Annotated in this window: 19 protein-coding genes; 5 read left to right on the forward strand and 14 right to left on the reverse strand. The window is 50.5% G+C overall.

Features of this window, described 5'->3' with window-relative positions; genetic code table 11:
- Positions 1 to 50 precede the first annotated feature (50 nt).
- Both ABGI61_RS08500 and ABGI61_RS08505 read left to right on the forward strand, forming a co-directional pair.
- On the forward strand, positions 51 to 329 hold the full coding sequence (locus ABGI61_RS08500; protein WP_347599796.1) for a hypothetical protein: 279 nt from the start codon (positions 51 to 53) through the stop codon (positions 327 to 329).
- A 454-nt stretch (positions 330 to 783) separates the two neighbouring features.
- Positions 784 to 1,698: a pirin family protein gene (locus tag ABGI61_RS08505; RefSeq protein ID WP_347599799.1), complete on the forward strand. Its 915-nt coding sequence runs from the start codon at positions 784 to 786 to the stop codon at positions 1,696 to 1,698.
- Positions 1,699 to 1,702: 4 nt separating this feature from the next.
- Here ABGI61_RS08505 and ABGI61_RS08510 read toward each other — a convergent pair whose 3' ends face one another.
- The 8 genes from ABGI61_RS08510 to rppH all read right to left on the reverse strand — a co-directional run bounded on the left by ABGI61_RS08510 (position 1,703) and on the right by rppH (position 9,038).
- On the reverse strand, positions 1,703 to 2,317 hold the full coding sequence (locus tag ABGI61_RS08510) for a FlgO family outer membrane protein (RefSeq protein WP_347599802.1): 615 nt from the start codon (positions 2,315 to 2,317) through the stop codon (positions 1,703 to 1,705).
- Positions 2,318 to 2,388: 71 nt separating this feature from the next.
- Entirely contained in the window at positions 2,389 to 3,021 is a 633-nt protein-coding gene (locus ABGI61_RS08515) for a FlgO family outer membrane protein (protein ID WP_347599805.1), read from the reverse strand.
- Complete coding sequence (locus tag ABGI61_RS08520; protein WP_347599808.1) at positions 3,018 to 3,620, reverse strand: FlgO family outer membrane protein; 603 nt, start codon at positions 3,618 to 3,620, stop codon at positions 3,018 to 3,020. The genes ABGI61_RS08515 and ABGI61_RS08520 overlap by 4 nt, the downstream gene beginning before the upstream one ends.
- Positions 3,621 to 3,700: 80 nt before the next feature.
- Positions 3,701 to 4,534: a thymidylate synthase gene (locus ABGI61_RS08525; RefSeq protein ID WP_347599811.1), complete on the reverse strand. Its 834-nt coding sequence runs from the start codon at positions 4,532 to 4,534 to the stop codon at positions 3,701 to 3,703.
- A gap of 2 nt (positions 4,535 to 4,536) precedes the next feature.
- Positions 4,537 to 5,367 (reverse strand): prolipoprotein diacylglyceryl transferase, encoded by an 831-nt coding sequence (gene lgt, locus ABGI61_RS08530; RefSeq protein WP_347599814.1) that lies wholly within the window; start codon positions 5,365 to 5,367, stop codon positions 4,537 to 4,539.
- A gap of 8 nt (positions 5,368 to 5,375) precedes the next feature.
- Positions 5,376 to 6,170: a sulfite exporter TauE/SafE family protein gene (locus ABGI61_RS08535; protein ID WP_347599817.1), complete on the reverse strand. Its 795-nt coding sequence runs from the start codon at positions 6,168 to 6,170 to the stop codon at positions 5,376 to 5,378.
- 62 nt (positions 6,171 to 6,232) lie between these two features.
- Positions 6,233 to 8,491 (reverse strand): phosphoenolpyruvate--protein phosphotransferase, encoded by a 2,259-nt coding sequence (ptsP, locus tag ABGI61_RS08540; RefSeq protein WP_347599820.1) that lies wholly within the window; start codon positions 8,489 to 8,491, stop codon positions 6,233 to 6,235.
- Positions 8,492 to 8,534: 43 nt separating this feature from the next.
- Positions 8,535 to 9,038, reverse strand: a complete 504-nt coding sequence (gene rppH, locus ABGI61_RS08545; protein ID WP_347599823.1) for an RNA pyrophosphohydrolase — start codon at positions 9,036 to 9,038, stop codon at positions 8,535 to 8,537.
- Between the two features lie 381 nt (positions 9,039 to 9,419).
- On the opposite strand from rppH, the gene mutH reads away from it, so the two are divergent.
- On the forward strand, positions 9,420 to 10,091 hold the full coding sequence (gene mutH / locus ABGI61_RS08550) for a DNA mismatch repair endonuclease MutH (protein WP_347599825.1): 672 nt from the start codon (positions 9,420 to 9,422) through the stop codon (positions 10,089 to 10,091).
- Here mutH and ABGI61_RS08555 read toward each other — a convergent pair.
- The 4 genes from ABGI61_RS08555 to ABGI61_RS08570 form a co-directional block, all read right to left on the reverse strand.
- On the reverse strand, positions 10,088 to 10,903 hold the full coding sequence (locus tag ABGI61_RS08555) for a substrate-binding periplasmic protein (protein WP_347599828.1): 816 nt from the start codon (positions 10,901 to 10,903) through the stop codon (positions 10,088 to 10,090). The genes mutH and ABGI61_RS08555 overlap by 4 nt on opposite strands.
- A 96-nt stretch (positions 10,904 to 10,999) precedes the next feature.
- On the reverse strand, positions 11,000 to 11,833 hold the full coding sequence (locus tag ABGI61_RS08560) for a sterol desaturase family protein (protein WP_347599831.1): 834 nt from the start codon (positions 11,831 to 11,833) through the stop codon (positions 11,000 to 11,002).
- 149 nt (positions 11,834 to 11,982) lie between these two features.
- The gene (gene folE, locus ABGI61_RS08565; protein WP_347599835.1) at positions 11,983 to 12,627 is read right to left on the reverse strand and encodes a GTP cyclohydrolase I FolE; all 645 of its coding nucleotides are present in this window, start codon (positions 12,625 to 12,627) and stop codon (positions 11,983 to 11,985) included.
- Between the two features lie 135 nt (positions 12,628 to 12,762).
- Entirely contained in the window at positions 12,763 to 13,116 is a 354-nt protein-coding gene (locus ABGI61_RS08570; protein ID WP_347599838.1) for a DUF2750 domain-containing protein, read from the reverse strand.
- 157 nt (positions 13,117 to 13,273) lie between these two features.
- Between ABGI61_RS08570 and ettA the strand changes: the two genes are divergently transcribed.
- Complete coding sequence (gene ettA, locus ABGI61_RS08575) at positions 13,274 to 14,935, forward strand: energy-dependent translational throttle protein EttA (protein ID WP_347599841.1); 1,662 nt, start codon at positions 13,274 to 13,276, stop codon at positions 14,933 to 14,935.
- A 37-nt stretch (positions 14,936 to 14,972) separates the two neighbouring features.
- Here the strand turns inward: ettA and ABGI61_RS08580 are convergent, their stop codons facing one another.
- The gene (locus tag ABGI61_RS08580; RefSeq protein ID WP_347599844.1) at positions 14,973 to 15,740 is read right to left on the reverse strand and encodes a substrate-binding periplasmic protein; all 768 of its coding nucleotides are present in this window, start codon (positions 15,738 to 15,740) and stop codon (positions 14,973 to 14,975) included.
- Positions 15,741 to 16,006: 266 nt separating this feature from the next.
- On the opposite strand from ABGI61_RS08580, the gene ABGI61_RS08585 reads away from it, so the two are divergent.
- On the forward strand, positions 16,007 to 16,279 hold the full coding sequence (locus ABGI61_RS08585; RefSeq protein ID WP_347599847.1) for a hypothetical protein: 273 nt from the start codon (positions 16,007 to 16,009) through the stop codon (positions 16,277 to 16,279).
- 90 nt (positions 16,280 to 16,369) lie between these two features.
- On the opposite strand, the gene ABGI61_RS08590 is transcribed toward ABGI61_RS08585, so the two are convergent.
- Positions 16,370 to 16,723, reverse strand: coding sequence for a VOC family protein (locus ABGI61_RS08590; RefSeq protein WP_347599850.1), 354 nt, complete (start codon positions 16,721 to 16,723; stop codon positions 16,370 to 16,372).
- Between the last annotated feature and the right edge of the window lie 105 nt (positions 16,724 to 16,828).

Consider the following 16,828-nt stretch of genomic DNA (forward strand, 5'->3'; position numbering starts at 1 on the left):
AAAATTGGCCGACAACCTAAGCTCAGGCAATGCAAATAGGAGCCATCGCCATGAGCCAAAACACAACACTAAACGTGACTGAGCAGCAGACCAATGAACTGCGTTACTTGCACAAGGTAATGCAGGCTATTCAGATTTTAGGTGAGCAGCCCAGCATGAACGTGGTGGCTTACGGCAAAATATGGCGCTACGGCGATTTACTGAAAACCGCCGTGCGTTACGCCGAACTTGCCGAGCTGCATGGCTATGACACCAGTGCCTTTAAGCACTGGTTTCAACGGGACATCGGGCTGTTTCAGCAATACGGAATTGAGCTTAAGGTCAGCTAAGATTTAGCTGTCTTTGACGCCAAATTATTGTCACTAAGATCTGCGCACATGAAAACGCTTGTTTTAGGTGCGCTGTACCTAGCCAGAAAATAACCCGGCGAAATTTAGCGTCTATTTTCGCCAAAATAGCCCCCTCATTTCTGCAGCAGAATAAACGCAAAAACTGCCCGACTGTTTCATGTCATTAATTGACGATTTGGCTGCTTTATCAGTATATTAGGTATGCGTGACTGAGGTCGCGATGAGCATAAAACATAACCCAAAGTTTTTGCACCACAGGTTGCACCACAGCTTTTAAAAATAAGGCGCTAAGCCTTGATATATCTGGATGTTCGATTCCTGTTGGGGCAGCCATTCCCACACCATTTTCTCCTTTGCTGTTTAGTACCTAACTTGCATTTTGCGTCATAGCTGTCCATGCTGGCAGCTGTTAATAGCAAAACAGGTGACGCTGATGAGTATTGAAAACAACGACACTGAACTTGATTGCACAGTAGAGCAAGGTTGTGATGCGATTGAGCTTATTATTCAGCCGCGTGAAACCGATTTAGGCGACTTTAAGGTTAAGCGTTTGCTGCCAACGCGGGCCCGCAAGATGGTTGGCCCCTGGATTTTCTTTGACCATATGGGCCCGGCGCAGTTTGGCCCGGGCCAGGGTGTGAATGTGCGGCCGCATCCGCATATTAATCTGGCCACGGTGACTTACCTGTTTGACGGTGAAATTTTGCACCGTGACTCGTTAGGCAGTAAGCAGTGTATTCGCCCTGGCGATATTAACCTGATGGTGGCAGGCTCTGGCATTACCCACTCTGAACGCGAGCGGCCTGAGGTAACTGATTCGGTTCACCACTTAGATGGTTTGCAGCTGTGGTTAGCCCTGCCCGTTGCCGATGAAGAAATTGCGCCGGCGTTTTATCACTACCCCGCTGGTGAAATCCCGGCACTAAATGTATCAGGCGTAGCTGTGCGGGTGCTGATTGGCGAGGCTTACGGCGTACGCTCACCGGTAAAAACCTTTGCCAACACCTTGTATGTTGAAGCGCAGTTAAAAGCGGGCCAAAGCCTAGTGCTGCCTGATGCGCCAGAGCGTGCTTTATATCTGGTTTCGGGCAGTGTCAGCGCGAAAGACACCGAGCTTACACCGCACTGCATGGCCGTATTTAACGATACGCCCAAGGTTAGCGTGCGGGCCAATACCGACAGCCGCCTGGCCATTATTGGCGGTGACAATGTCGGGCCACGTTTTATTAACTGGAATTTTATCTCCAGCCGCAAAGAGCGTATTGAACAGGCCCGGCAGGATTGGGCCGCCGGTCGCTTTGCTAAAGTGGTTGATGATGAGGAAGAGTTTATTCCGTTACCGCCCTGAGTGTTCAGGGCGCTTGCTGCTGAGTTTGGGCAGATGCCAGTACAAACTGCGGGATATGGATCTGACCACTGGCCAGCAGTGCTTTACTCTGCAGGTTAACTACCCGGGCATTAACCACCACGCCGGCATTATCCTGCAGCATAGTGCCAGTGAGAACATAAGCTGCACGTTGTTGTTTATCCAGGTAGGCACCCCGGCTAAGGGCAATGTCACCCTGCGGCGTAACGCGAATATGGCGGGTTACTTTAATATCTGCCACCGCAACACCAAGACGATGCAACTGAACAAATAAATGCTCCGCCAGTTGATTGCCCAGTGCATTACTATGTGACAAGGCCGCGTCAAGCTTTACAAAGGAGCTAATCGCAATAGGCTGTGACGGCGTTTGATATTGCATAGACTGCAGCAGCTGCAGGGCTAACTCGGCGGCATAATCACTCAGAGGTTTAGTCGGCTGCATTATGGCCACATTAGGCGGTAAGTAATTACCGACTGCCACTTCAACAGCGGGCTCATGTTGCTGTGCCCCAGGGCCTGTAGCCTGTTGCTGAACAGCAGGGTTAATTAGCTGACAGCCCGTAACCAGTATACCAAGGCCCAAAACGCCTGCTATTTTCATTGCTACCTCTACCATTATGCTGTTATATCTGTATATCGCCAGCGGCTGAACGTTCTTGAGCCAAAGTGGGTTTAACCTTGCTTTAATTGTAATTTGTCATGTCCGGCATTACCCAGCACAGCGGCTACTACCTGGTGAGGCACAAAAGTGCGCGCCGCGGCGACGACCTGTTTGCTGTCAATACGTATTAAGCGGGCATTAACCAGTACACCTTGTTTATGTGCAGTGAGGGTACCTGTTACCACAAAGCGGATCGGCTGGCTGCTGCTTAGTTCAGTGAAATCGCGGCTTAGCGCAAAGTCGCCACTGGGCGTGACGCGGATATAGTCTGTTACTTTGTAATCCAGCACGGCGACACCAAACTTATGTAAATCATACATAATGGCTTCGCTTAAATGGTTACTTAATACCGTGCCCTGATCCAGCGCCGTGTCGACATAAGCAAAGTCAGTCACCCCTACCATACCGCCTTCCTGCGCGGAATGATGGTTCGACATCAGCTCATGCACCAGCACACGGGAGTATTCATTAATCGTCAGTAGCGGCAAGGGTTCATTGGCAGCATGCTGTGATTGCATGGCAAAAGCGTCTGTCACGCCCGCGCGGCTGTTGTCGTCAGCGGCGACGACTGCACCAGTAGGCGCATAATGCTGAACACAGGCTGTCAGCAATAGTGACGCCATTAGCAAAGGGATCTTTTTCATTCGATTTCTCCTGACGCACTGCGCCGGTACAAGGTATTGCCACGCTTATCAACCTGCTGCTCAGGCCACAGCACATTGGCCGGTACATAGCCGCTGGCGGCTGCAAGCACCTGTTTGTTCTGCAGCCGGATAAGCCGCACATTCACCAGCACGCCGTCATCCATCTGGGTGTAAGTGCCGGTAAGCAAGGTATCGGCATCAGAAGCAGGATCTATAGCGTCAAGTTGTCTGGACAATGCCTGTTCATGCTCAGCCGCTAATAATAGGCTATTACGCAGCCGGTAATCATACACAGTAAGGCCGTGCTGTCTGGCGTGCACCAACATATTCTCGGCAAGCTGATTAGCCAGTTGCCGCTCAGTGCTGTCAGTGTGCGTAAGGCTTAGGCTGTTAACCGGTAAAAACGATGCTACGGCCACACCGTCGGCACTATAACGTTGCGCCTCAAGCTGCTTAAATAACTGTTCAGATAATTGTTGGGTGTAATGGTGTAAAGAGTAGGTGCTAAGCGCTGTTGGCGCCTGTTGTACCACCGGCCTTACCTGATGAGTACAGGCGCTGAGCAACCACAACGTCAGCAACCAAAGCATGGCTTTCATATGCAACCTCTGCGTGCAAGCTATTGTTAACGCTAGTTAGCTGCAAAAAACAGGCCAACACAGATGCTGGCCTTTTGACACTATATTGCCACAGGGGCTTTAATATGTGGGTGGGCCTGATAATTCAGCAGGGTAAAGTCTTCATATTTAAAGCTGAAAATATCTTTTACCGCCGGGTTCAACTGCATTTGTGGCAACGGATAAGGCGTGCGTGCCAGTTGAGTATTCACCTGCTCTAAATGGTTTAAATACAAATGCGCATCGCCAAAGGTATGCACGAAGTCACCAGGCACTAAGTCACACACCTGGGCTACCATCAGGGTGAGCAGCGCATAGCTGGCAATGTTAAACGGCACCCCCAAGAAAATGTCGGCGCTACGCTGATACAGCTGACAGGATAACTTGCCATCGTTGACATAAAACTGAAACAGCGTATGGCACGGTGGCAGTGCTTGTTTGCCTAAGGCCGCATTGTCGCGCGGCGATATAGAGGTGTCAGGTAGTACCGCAGGGTTCCACGCGCTTACGATTAAGCGGCGTGAGTCCGGTGTGCGTTTAATGTCGCTGATAAGCTGGCTTATCTGATCGATCACCCGGCCATCTGCCGCCTGCCAGCTACGCCACTGGGCACCATATACCGGGCCTAAGTCACCGTCTGCGGTGGCCCATTCGTCCCAAATCGACACGCCATTGTCTTTTAAATAACCAATATTGGTGTCGCCTTTCAAAAACCACAGCAGCTCGTGGATAATAGAACGCATATGGCACTTTTTCGTTGTGACCAGTGGAAAGCCCTGCTGCAGGCTAAAGCGCATTTGGTAACCAAAGACGCTAATGGTGCCGGTGCCGGTGCGGTCCGTTTTTTTGTGGCCATGCTCCAGCACATGACGCATTAAATCTAAATATTGCTGCATGCTCAGGCTCTCTGTTTATTTTGCTTGTTCTGCTTTGCAACCGGCTGATGGGTCAGGTTGGCATAGATAATCAGGCCGATACCCGCAATAATCATAGGTAATGATAACCACTGCCCCATCGACATGCCGGCCGATAACAGCCCCAGATGGGCATCAGGTTCACGATAAAATTCCACGAAGAAACGGGCGCTGCCATAACCAGCTAAAAATAATCCGCCCAGGCTGCCTGCCGGCGGGTTAAAGCGGCGATACAGCATAATTAAGCCAAACAATACAATACCTTCAAGGGCGAACTCATACAGTTGTGACGGATGACGCGGTAAAGGCCCGGCGCCGGGAAACAGCACCGCCCAGGGCACATCGGTCGGCCGGCCCCACAGCTCAGCATTAATAAAGTTACCCAGGCGTCCGGCTGCCAGCCCCAGCGGAATAAGGGGCGCGACAAAATCGCCCAGCACCAGATAGGCCTTTTTATTGCGTTTGGCAAACCAGGCCATCGCCAGTAGCACACCCAGCAAGCCACCATGAAATGACATGCCACCGGTCCAGATTTTGAACAAGTACAATGGCTCGGCTAAAAACAGTTCGAACTGATAAAACAACACATAACCGATACGCCCGCCTAAAATAACGCCTAAAAAACCGATAAACAGCAGATCGCTAACTTGCTGCTCGGTCCAGCCAGAGCCAGGCTTTTTTGCTGCCCGGTTTGCCAGAAACCAGGCCAGAGCAAAAGCAATCAGATACATCAGACCATACCAGCGTAAACTCACCGGCCCCAGTGAGAAAATCACCGGGTCAATTTGTGGAAAGGTTATATAAGCAGCAGACATAATTTCCCTTAACTTAAAATCATCCTGGCACCGACCAAGAGCAGGAAGACACCAAATACCCGTTTAATCATCAGCACCGGCAAACGCTGGGTTAATTTAGCCCCAATTGGCGCAGTAAATACTGAAGTCGAGACTATACCCAGTAGCGCCGGCAGATAAATGTAGCCGATAAAGCCATCTGAAAGTTGATAGTGCTGCCAGCCGGCAATTACGTAACCCAGGGTGCCAAACACCGCTATGGCGATGCCACTGGCAGCCGCACAGCCAATAGCCCGGCGCATATCAACAGAAAAATAGTTCAGCATGGGCACAAACAGCGCACCGCCACCTATACCCAGCAAGCTGGCCAGGCCGCCCAGTACAGCCGAGAAAACCGCCATTACAGGGCCCGTCGGCAGGCTTCTTTTCCCTACTGCACTACGTGAGCCCAACATACGCAGCGCCAATAGCAACACAGCTGCACCAAAAATATCTTTAAGCAAAGCGCCACTGATATGATGCGCCAGATAACCAACACACCATGCACCGATAGCGGCACCTATCATTACCGCCCCGGCAACAGACCAGGGCACGTTACCCCAGCGATGATGCGCGTAAACCGACGAGGTAGCGGTAATGATAATAGAGGCCAGCGAGGTAGCAATGGCAATTAAGATAGCCTGCTCCGGCGGTACTATGTTAAACAGCGGTAGTAATATCACCAGCGCCGGTACAACCACTAGACCACCACCAATACCCAGCAAACCGGCCAGGAAGCCAACCAGGGCACCTAAAATCAGGGTTATAGCGATAATGCTAAGCACAAAATTCTCATTATGGTTTCAGGCCGCGCAGTATAACAGCTGCTGGTAAACCAGACAGCACGTTATGCACGTAATTGGCTCAGAAGTTGTTTTTGCTCCAAAAAGCGCTGCGTGGTGAGCCGCACCTGGCGCGCGGATTGACACGATAACACCTCAGGCAACAGCAGCGCCAGCTCGGACATTTCTACCCGACGCAGCAACCATTTTATTTTTGCCAGGTTACTGCTATTCATACTAAAACTGTTGTAGCCCATCGCTGCCAGCAGAAGCACGCCGGAAGGCTCCCCCGCCAGCTCGCCACACACGCTAATGGGAAACTGCAAAGCCTGCGCCTGCTGCGCCAACTGATTCAGCGCCCGGAGTACCGCCGGATGCATCGCATCATACAAGCCGGCTACCCTGGGGTTGTTACGATCAACCGCCAACAGATACTGGGTTAGATCGTTAGTGCCGATTGAGCAGAAATCGACCTTCAGTGCCAGCTCAGGTAACTGATACATGATGGATGGCACTTCAATCATCACACCCACTTTAGGCTTTGGCATCTCTATCGCCAGCTCGTCACTGACTTCAAAACAGGCTTGTTTGATCAGCCGCACCGACTCATCGACTTCTGCCAAATCGGCAATCATTGGCAGTAAGATGTGCAAGTTATCCAGCGCCAGATTGGCTTTTAACATGGCGCGAATTTGCACCAGAAATATTTCCGGATGATCCAGGGTTAAACGGATACCGCGCCAGCCCAAAAACGGGTTTTCTTCGACAATGCTAAAATATGGCAGCGCTTTGTCACCACCCACATCCAACGTGCGCATAATCACCGGCTTATCCGGATAATTTTCCAACACACGCCGGTACAGGCTTATTTGCTCCTGCTCGGTAGGAAAGCGGCTTCGCATGATAAACGGAAACTCGGTGCGGTACAGGCCGACACCGCCGGTGTATTGCGGATTGGTGGTTTCCAGCTCTATTGCCAGGCCTGAGTTGACCATCAAGCTAAAGCTCGCACCGCAGGCTGACTGCGATGGCAGGGCAATTTCAGCCTGATAACGCGCACTTAGCGCCGCATCTTCACTGATAAGCCGCTGATATTCCTGACAGATGGCTTCAACCGGCGACAACAGAATATGGCCCTGATAACCATCAACAATTAAGCGCTGGCCCTGCCAGTGCAGTAGCGGCAACTCACTGACACCCATTACGGCCGGAATACCCAGCGCCCGCGCCATGATAGCCGCATGCGAATTAACCGAGCCTTTCAGTGACACTATCGCCACCAGCTGCTCACGGGGTACTTCTGCCAGCATAGTGGCTGTGACGTTATCAGCCACCAGCACCACTTTTTCCGGCAGCTTAATTTTGCGCTGCTCGGTATCCAGTAAGTTGTTCAAGACCCGCTGGCCTAAATCGCGGATATCGGTGCCGCGCTCACGTAAATAGGCATCGTCCATATCGTCAAACTGGCGGGCAAACTTCTCTACCACCCGTTTTAACGCACTTTTGGCACACCAGCCTTCCGCGATCTGCTGTTCAATTTCACGGCCCAAACTGGCCGCATCCAGCAGTTGGTGATACACATCGAAAATGGCCAGCGCGTCTGCCGGCAAATGCCCGCTCATCCGCTCCGATAACCGGTTAAACTCGGCTTTAGTTATTTTTACCGCACGATAAAAATGCGCCAGCTCTTTTTCGGCATCGTCAGCACGTTTTAACGAAATGGCGTTAAAATCATTAGCCGGCTCAAGCACCAAGGCCTCACCAATGGCAATACCCGGTGCACCGGGTAAGCCCTGCAGCTGACCGGTCTGGTTCTGGCTTGGGCTACTTTCACTGGCGGCCTGACGCATTTCGGCATTCGCCAGCACGGAGGCTAACTGCGCTCCCAGGGTCACTAAGAAGGATTCTTCGTCTTCATTAAATACCCGATCGGCCGCTTGCTGAATGGTTAATACGCCCAGCACTTTACGATGGTGAATAATTGGGCAGCCTAAAAAGGCTGAGAAGCGATCTTCACTGACTTCGGGGGTGACTTTAAAACGGGGGTGCAAATGGGCTTTGGCCAGATTAATCGGCTCTTCACGCTGACCTACCCAGCCAATCAGGCCTTCAGAAAAGCCAATAGCTACCTTACCAATGGCCTCAGGATTTAAGCCATCAGTGGCCATCAACATAAAATGTTGCTGTGAATAGTCAGCCAGATACACTGAGCAACACTCAGTTGCCAGTGCCTGTTTTACACTTGTTACTAAGCCAGCTAACGCGTTATGCAGCACTGGCTCTTGTGCTACGTCCTGAACAATTCGCCTTAACTGGCCTAACATAAGAGCCTCATTATCAGTTTAGCTAATTGCCTAAGCTTTTGTTCTAAACTTTCTTTTTCCCTTCACGGCGGATGAACGGCAAAGCGACTGGGGCAAACTCTTTCATGACTTTCCGGTAAACTTCGCGCTTAAACGCCACCACCTGCCGTACCGGATACCAGTAACTGACCCAACGCCAGCTATCAAATTCCGGGTGCGTAGTTTTTAATAAGTTTACATCTTCATCAGCACAGGTCAGCCGCAACAAAAACCACTTTTGTTTCTGGCCAATACACACCGGGTTACTGTCTTTGCGGATCAGACGCTTCGGTAACTTGTACCTTAACCAGTGCTTGGTCGTGGCAATAATTTCCACGTCTGCAGCAGTTAAGCCAACCTCTTCGTGTAACTCGCGAAACATGGCTTGCTCTGGCGTTTCGCCATCGTCAATGCCACCCTGTGGATATTGCCAGGAATGCTGACCATATCGTTTTGCCCAAAACACCTGTCCCTGGTGGTTACAAATCACTATGCCGACATTGGCGCGAAACCCTTCGGCATCGATCACACAAACCTCTGGCGGATCTTAAAACACTAGTAGCAAAGATTCTTTCACAAAGTACAAGCTTCGGCAAACGGTATTTTCAGCACACCTTTTACACACTTATCCACAATTAACATTAAACACCGCCAACCAATGTGCACTTTTTCACAGAGTCTGTGCATAAAACTGTTTATAACCCAAAGTTAGACACTGTATAACTATTAATGCATCATCACAGCATGGCAAACCAAAATAGCAAAACCATTTAATATCAATACCTTAAACCAATCAAACTGACTCCAGGCCGCTAACTTTGTTGTGTGTAAGTTAGTTTGCTTCGTTTTTAAGCAGCCAATAGCGTAAAAAAATGCTAGCGTAGCCCAACCCTGCAGGAAGATACGGATTATGGTGTTAGCACCCACTTCTATTAGTGAATTACAACAGCGTGCTCAGAGTTTAGCCGGCTTAACACTGGGCCAGCTTGCTGCGCAACTGCAGCTCACTGTGCCGGCAAATTTGCAAAAAGATAAGGGCTGGGTAGGCCAGTTATTAGAGCAGGCTTTGGGCGCCAGTGCCGGAGCGAAAGCACTGCCGGACTTCCCGCAATTAGGCGTCGAACTTAAAACACTGCCAATTGATCGCCACGGCAAACCACTGGAAAGCACCTATGTGTGTATAGCCGCGTTAACCGGAGTGGCTGGCCAACTGTGGCAACAATCCTGGGTGTGTCAAAAATTGCAGCATGTTTTATGGGTACCTATTCTGGCCGAGCGTAGTATTCCATTAGCAGAGCGGATGATCGCAACGCCTTTCTTGTGGCAGCCCGATGCCGCGCAACAACATGCATTGCAGCGGGATTGGGAAGAGCTTATGGAGCAAATCACCTTAGGTGGTATTGATAACATTAAAGGTAGCCAGGGCAAAATCTTGCAGCTTCGCCCCAAAGCCGCCAACAGCAAAGCTTTAACTGATGCTATTGGCGCCAATGGCGAGCCGATTAAAACCCTGCCCCGCGGCTTTTACCTCAAAGCCAGCTTTACTGCTGCACTGTTAGCCCGGCAGTTTCAGTCGGGTTAATGGCGGTATTTTTCTACTATCTGCTCGTAATTGCCATCAGCTTTTAACCGCCCCAGCCCGGCATTAAACTGCTGTACCTGCTGCTCGGTAACTGAGGCTTTACTGAACATCACATAGACATCGGAACTGCCAAGGCTGATCGTATGCGGCACTATGTATTTATCCAGGCCCTTACGGCGCAAAATGGATGCACCGACATAGCTGTCTTCCAAGAGACCGTCGATTTCCTCATCCAGCAAGCGGGCCATATTCAACTCGCTAATAATGGCACCAACAAATTTGTCTCGATGACTGTCATCCTCATACAACGCCGCCACTTCATCGCCATAAAAGTACTCGTTCACCACCCCAACTTTATGCCCTGCAGCTACAAAGGCTTGCAGGCTATCGTAGTTTAAAGCGCTATCATCACGGCGTACATAAAGCTGAAAACGCTCTTGTCGGTACGGCTCTGAAAAATAAGCAAAATCTTCACGGTCCGCCGTTTTCGAGGCGCCCAGCACAAAATCGATATTGCCTTCTTTGAGTAAGGTGAGCAGTTCCAACCAGCTGCCTTGCACTACGTCCAACTCGCATTTCATGTCTTTGGCAACTGCCTGCACCAGTTCAACATCGAGCCCGGTAACATTATTGCCGACACTCATGTACTGATATGGCTCCCAGGCGTCAATGCCCATGGTGAGATGACAAGCTGGCGCAGTGACCTCTGCCAGCGCTGCAGTTTTAACAGGATTAATGGTAGCTTGCTCAGCCGGTTTGCAGCCGAGCATAGAGATAGATACTACAACGACCAACAGCATGTAAGTTTTCATATTACACCTCAAGGCGTTATTAGCTTACCTCAAGCGTAGTGTATAAAAGCTGTGGTTGCAGCCCAATCTTTAGCAGTGGGCAAAATTAACCTAGTTTCAGTCATTACCGGCCCGCTTTGGCGCGCCGAACAAGCTGCTCAGCAGCTGCCGCAGTGAGCGCGCAGTCAGCGCGTCCTGTAGCATACGACGCCACTCATAAAAAGTAATGGTGACGGGATTATCAGAGGTAAAATCTTCGGTAATGCCGTAACGGCAAGGTTCATCATCGCGCTCGGGCACGTAAGTGCCAAACAAGCGATCCCATATAATCAGCACACCAGCAAAATTTTTATCGATGTAAGCCGGATTACAGGCATGATGCACCCGATGATGTGACGGCGTGTTGAACAGCCATTCCAGCCCCCCGAGCCGGCGTACCGATTGGGTGTGGACAAAAAACTGAAACGCCAGGTTAATGGCAACAACCGCAAACACCACAGCCGGGGCAAAGCCCAGCAGGATCATTGGCGTCCAGAACAACCACATGCCCGACAGCGGATACATCAGGCTTTGTCTGAGTGCTGTACTGAAGTTCATTTGCCGCGAACTGTGGTGCACCACATGCGAGGCCCACAGCCAGCGGATATGATGTGAGGCGCGGTGAAACCAGTAGTAAAGAAAATCCTGGATTAAAAACGCCAGCGCTACGGTGATAACGCTAAGCTCAATCTCAAGTAAACGAAACTGATGCAGCCAGAGAAAAAACGGCATTAACAGCAATAGCGCCAGCATATCACTGCCCTGGTGTAGCAAGGCCAGTACCGCGTTGGTCAGCGTATCCTGCCAGCGATACCAGGCTTTGCCTGCACGCTCGGTACGCCACCACTCCCAGGCAATAAAACCCAAAAACACCGGCGCCAGCGCCAGCAAAATAAACTCAACCGGAATCATCTTTACCCTTGTAGTATTTGCGGTATACCCGTTGATACTACTGCAATAGCGGCAAAAACTCTATGTTGGCCGCAGCGCAGCTAACTTGTGGCAGTAAGCAAGCAAAAAGGCGCCGTTTGGCGCCTTCGTATCATAACTAAACCTTGTATTTAGTAGCGGGCTAAAAACTCTGCACGGGTACGGCCGTCATCTTTAAAAATGCCGCCCAGTGCCGTGGTTTGAGTTTTAGAGTTTACATCCATTACACCACGTGATTTTACACAGTAGTGCACAGCGTCCATGGTCACCGCCACATTTTTGGTTTGCAGCAGGGTTTGCAGCGCCACTAAAATTTGCTGGGTTAACCGCTCCTGCACCTGGGGCCGCTGGGCAAAAAATCGCACAATACGGTTTATTTTCGACAAGCCAATAATGCGCTTTTCCGGAATATACGCCACGGTAGCACTACCATCAATGGTGACAAAATGATGCTCACAGGTGCTGGTAAAGCTAATGTCTTTGACCTTCACCATTTCTTTTACCTGCATCTTGTTGTCGATGAGGGCGATCTTGGGGAAATTTTTGTAGTCGAGCCCGCCAAAAATCTCGTCGACATACATTTTGGCGATGCGGTGCGGTGTTTCGCTCAGGCTGTCATCCTGTAAATCCAGCCCTAGTGTGCTGACCACTTCTGTCATCAGCGCACTGATTTTGCTGTATTTTTGATCGCGCGACAGGCCATTTTCCAGCATAGGCGTTTCAAGCCCCTGGGCTTCCAGTGCACTGCGTACCAATATTGCTTCTTGTGATAACATAACTATATCCAAACCGGCTGTGTAACCAACAATACGTGCCGCTAAAGCCGATAGTTTACGGGTAAAGTCATTTTTTTGCCATTTATATCACGACCACAGCTGCGCTAAACGGCAGCTGTGTATAAGGCAGGGGGGTTACTGTACCAAAGACAGCGCTTCAAGCAGCTCACGCGGCTCCACTTCCGGGCCGTTTAAACTGTCATCCCAGTTGGTGCCGATTAATACGCCATCGTCGTACATCTCTTTTAACCAGCCTTCGCAAAACACGTCCAGCGGTATCGCCTCCGGTTTGTAAACTGCCCACTCTTCAGAGCAATGGGCTTTAGCCGACGCTTCATCTGACCAGAATGGCATCACGTCAGTGTCTTCAAACTCAACCGATTCGACTACCAATAAGTCTTCGCCGTCAGCCAATACGTACACTACACCGTGCGTTTTGGCTTCTTCAACGAAACGTTGAAAACTCGGATCCTGCGCAAACTGACTCATACTTATACCTACCAGGCTAATCTACCAGCTGCTATTAGACCAGAAAGCGCCGGCCAAAAGCGAGTTTTATCTTGCGCCACCGCTGTCTGCTTTCCCTGTCGGCGGAAAATAACGTACAATTACGCCCACTTACAATGGCAACGATAAGCGTGATTTTATGGCTCAGTATATCTATTCGATGTATCGCGTATCTAAGGTGGTTCCACCTAAGCGTACTATTTTAAAAGACATTTCACTCTCTTTCTTTCCCGGTGCCAAAATTGGTGTGCTGGGTTTAAACGGCTCGGGTAAATCTACCCTGCTGCGCATTATGGCCGGGGTAGACAAAGAGTTTGAAGGCGAAGCGCGCGCTTTAGCCGGTACCAAAATTGGTTACCTGCCACAAGAGCCTGAGCTCGACCCGAACAAAACCGTAAAAGAGGTGGTGGAAGAAGCCGTTGCTGACGTTAAAAAGGCTTTTGCCCGCTTAGATGAAGTATACGCCGCTTACGCTGATGAAAATGCCGACTTTGATGCTTTAGCCCGTGAACAGGGTGAGCTTGAGGCGTTAATTCAGGCCAAAGATGGCCACAACCTGGACAATACACTGGAGCGCGCCGCTGATTCACTGCGTCTGCCGCCATGGGATGCCAAAATTGAACATTTATCCGGTGGAGAACGCCGCCGGGTCGCCATTTGCCGTCTGGTGCTTGAGCGGCCGGACATGCTACTGCTGGACGAGCCGACTAACCACCTGGATGCCGAGTCCGTCGCCTGGTTAGAGCGCTTTCTGCATGATTATCCGGGTACAGTTGTGGCCATTACCCACGACCGTTACTTCCTTGATAACGTGGCGGGCTGGATTTTAGAGCTCGACCGCGGTGAGGGTATTCCTTGGGAGGGTAATTACTCTAGCTGGCTGGAGCAAAAAGAAGCCCGTCTGGCACAGGAAGAAAAGACCGAAAATGCCCGCCAGCGCTCTATCAAGCAAGAATTGGAGTGGGTACGCACTAACCCTAAAGGCCGCCATGCCAAGAGCAAGGCGCGTATGGCCCGCTTTGAAGAACTGCAAAGCCAGGAATTTCAAAAGCGTAATGAGACCAACGAGCTATTTATTCCGCCAGGGCCGCGCCTGGGTGACAAAGTGCTGGAAGTTAACCACCTGCGTAAAACCTTTGGCGATCGGATACTGATTGACGATTTAAGCTTTAGCATTCCTAAAGGCGCCATTGTTGGCATTATCGGCCCGAACGGTGCCGGTAAATCTACCCTGTTTAAGATGATTAGCGGTACAGAAAAGGCCGACGCAGGTGAGATCAGTGTCGGTGAAACCGTTCACATTGCCAGTGTTGATCAGTTCCGCGACAAGATGAACCCGAAAAACACTGTGTGGCAGGAGATATCCAATGGTCAGGATATGCTGCAAATCGGTAACTTCCAGATCCCAAGCCGGGCTTATGTTGGCCGCTTTAACTTTAAGGGTAACGACCAGCAGAAGTTTATCGGCGAGCTGTCTGGCGGTGAGCGTAACCGCGTGCACTTAGCCGCGCTGTTAAAAGCCGGCGGCAATATGTTGCTGCTGGACGAGCCAACCAACGATCTGGACGTAGAAACCTTACGGGCATTGGAAAACGCGCTGCTAGACTTCCCGGGCTGCGCTATGGTGATCTCGCATGACCGTTGGTTTCTCGACCGTATCGCCACCCATATTCTGGATTACCGCGATGAAGGTAAGGTTAACTTCTTTGAAGGTAACTACTCCGACTATGAAGCCTGGTTAAAAGCCACCTACGGTGCCGATGCCCTGCAGCCGCACCGGATTAAATACAAACGTATTTAAACACCCTTAACATAAACGCCCGCACTGCCGGGCGTTTTTAATTTAAGTCAGTCGCCACTTTAGTCTGCTGCCGGTACTGCGAAGTCATAATGCTCTGGTATTGCGCTGTGGTGGCCACTTTGGCATGTGCCTGCTGTAAGCGCAGGACCAAGGTTTGTGGAGTCTCAATACTGGCTGCCAACCAGGTTTGTTGTGCTAACTGCGGGATGGCATAAACAAAACGTACTGCGCTGTCTGGCAGGCCTACTACCGCCGCCATATCGACCAAGGCGACAGGGTCATCAATCACCAAATCGACCTTAGCGTTTAACAACAAATGCCAGGACTCCCCCACATCTGCCGCCAACACCAGTTGCTGGCCGGGCGTAAAGCCTTGCTGCCGGAGAAAATCAGCCGATATATCATCACGTTGTACCGCTATACTGTAGGGTCTTGCCTCATCCAGATGTCTGATATGAATATCCTGCCGGTAGCTTAACGCGACAAACCCCAGCTGATAAGCAGCAACTGTACCGATCCAGTGGAAGTCATTTTCGCGCTCAGGCGTGCGCGCCAGGTTGTAAATCAGTACATTAGGTTGGCTGCGCGCCAGATGCAGCGATCTGGCCCAGGGAAACATCTCAATTTCAGCCGTTAACCCCGCCTCGGTCAGTATTGCCTGCACCAGCTCAGTGCTTAAGCCTGCCACCTTTCCGTCCTGCCAGATTTGATGCGGCGGCGATAACTCGGTTACCACTCTAAGTTTTGGCTGTGCACAAATGGGTAAGCAACACAATAACCAAAGCAAACAACAAACATTACGCATAACACTCGCTATCTCACTACACCGTTGAGCAAAGCATAGCGCATTTTACTGTCAGTACACCGGTAAAAACGCGATGTCAAAATGACTAATTCTTAGCCATTTTTGCCAGTCAGCATTAGTCACTTTAGCTACCTGACATACCTCACTTCAAAGAACAATAAATAATATAGATAAAAATCAGCTAGATAAACAAAACCATCATACTGGCACGCCACTTGAAACACACAGGTTGTAGTAAACCACAACCACTGAAAAGGATAGGATAAATGAACACTCTGACTAAATTAACGCTGGCCGCTACCTTAACTCTGGCTTTCACCTTACCCGCGCATGCCAATAGCCTGACAGAGAATCTGACCCAGGCGGTTAGCACACAGCTGACCGAGCTTAGCGCTAACATTAAGCAACAAGCTAAAGCCGCGCTGGAAAAAACGGCTGCCGAGCTATTCTTCAGCTCAGGTACTGAGCAGGCACAGCAACAACTGCTGCAAGCCACACCTCAGACAAATGCAGTTAAAGAGCCGACAGCTAAACAGTAAGAGGCTGAGATGATGTTAAACAGCAATAAGGTGCTCAGGCTACTGCCGTGCCTGAGCTTGCCTTGGTGCCACACTAAGCCATTGCAGCAGTTATTGCTCAGACCACACTGCCAGCTCGTTTCCATGCGGATCAGTAAAGTGAAAGCGGCGCCCACCTGGAAAACTAAACACCGGCTTTATAATGTTGCCGCCGGCGGCAACGATACGCTTTTCACAGCCGGCTAAATCTTTGCTGTAAAGCACTACTAACGCCGCTCCTGCTGCCACTTTTGATGTCAGGGTTGAGCGATAAAAACCGCCATCTAAGCCTGAATTGGCAAACGCAATATAATCATGGCCATAATCGGCAAACACCCAGCCAAATACGCCAGTATAAAACTGCTTTATCGCGGCCAAATCGGCGGCGGGCAACTCAATATAATTAATCTGCTCGTGCTGACGCATTATCCGTCTCCTATATTGCCACCGACTTTACTCTACTGCAGGCCATAGCGCACAACAAGATAGCAAAAAAGAAAAGCCACGCGGGTTGGGATCGCGTGGCTTTTC

Source organism: Rheinheimera fenheensis (assembly GCF_039871805.1).
Classification (GTDB): Bacteria; Pseudomonadota; Gammaproteobacteria; order Enterobacterales; family Alteromonadaceae; genus Alishewanella; species Alishewanella fenheensis.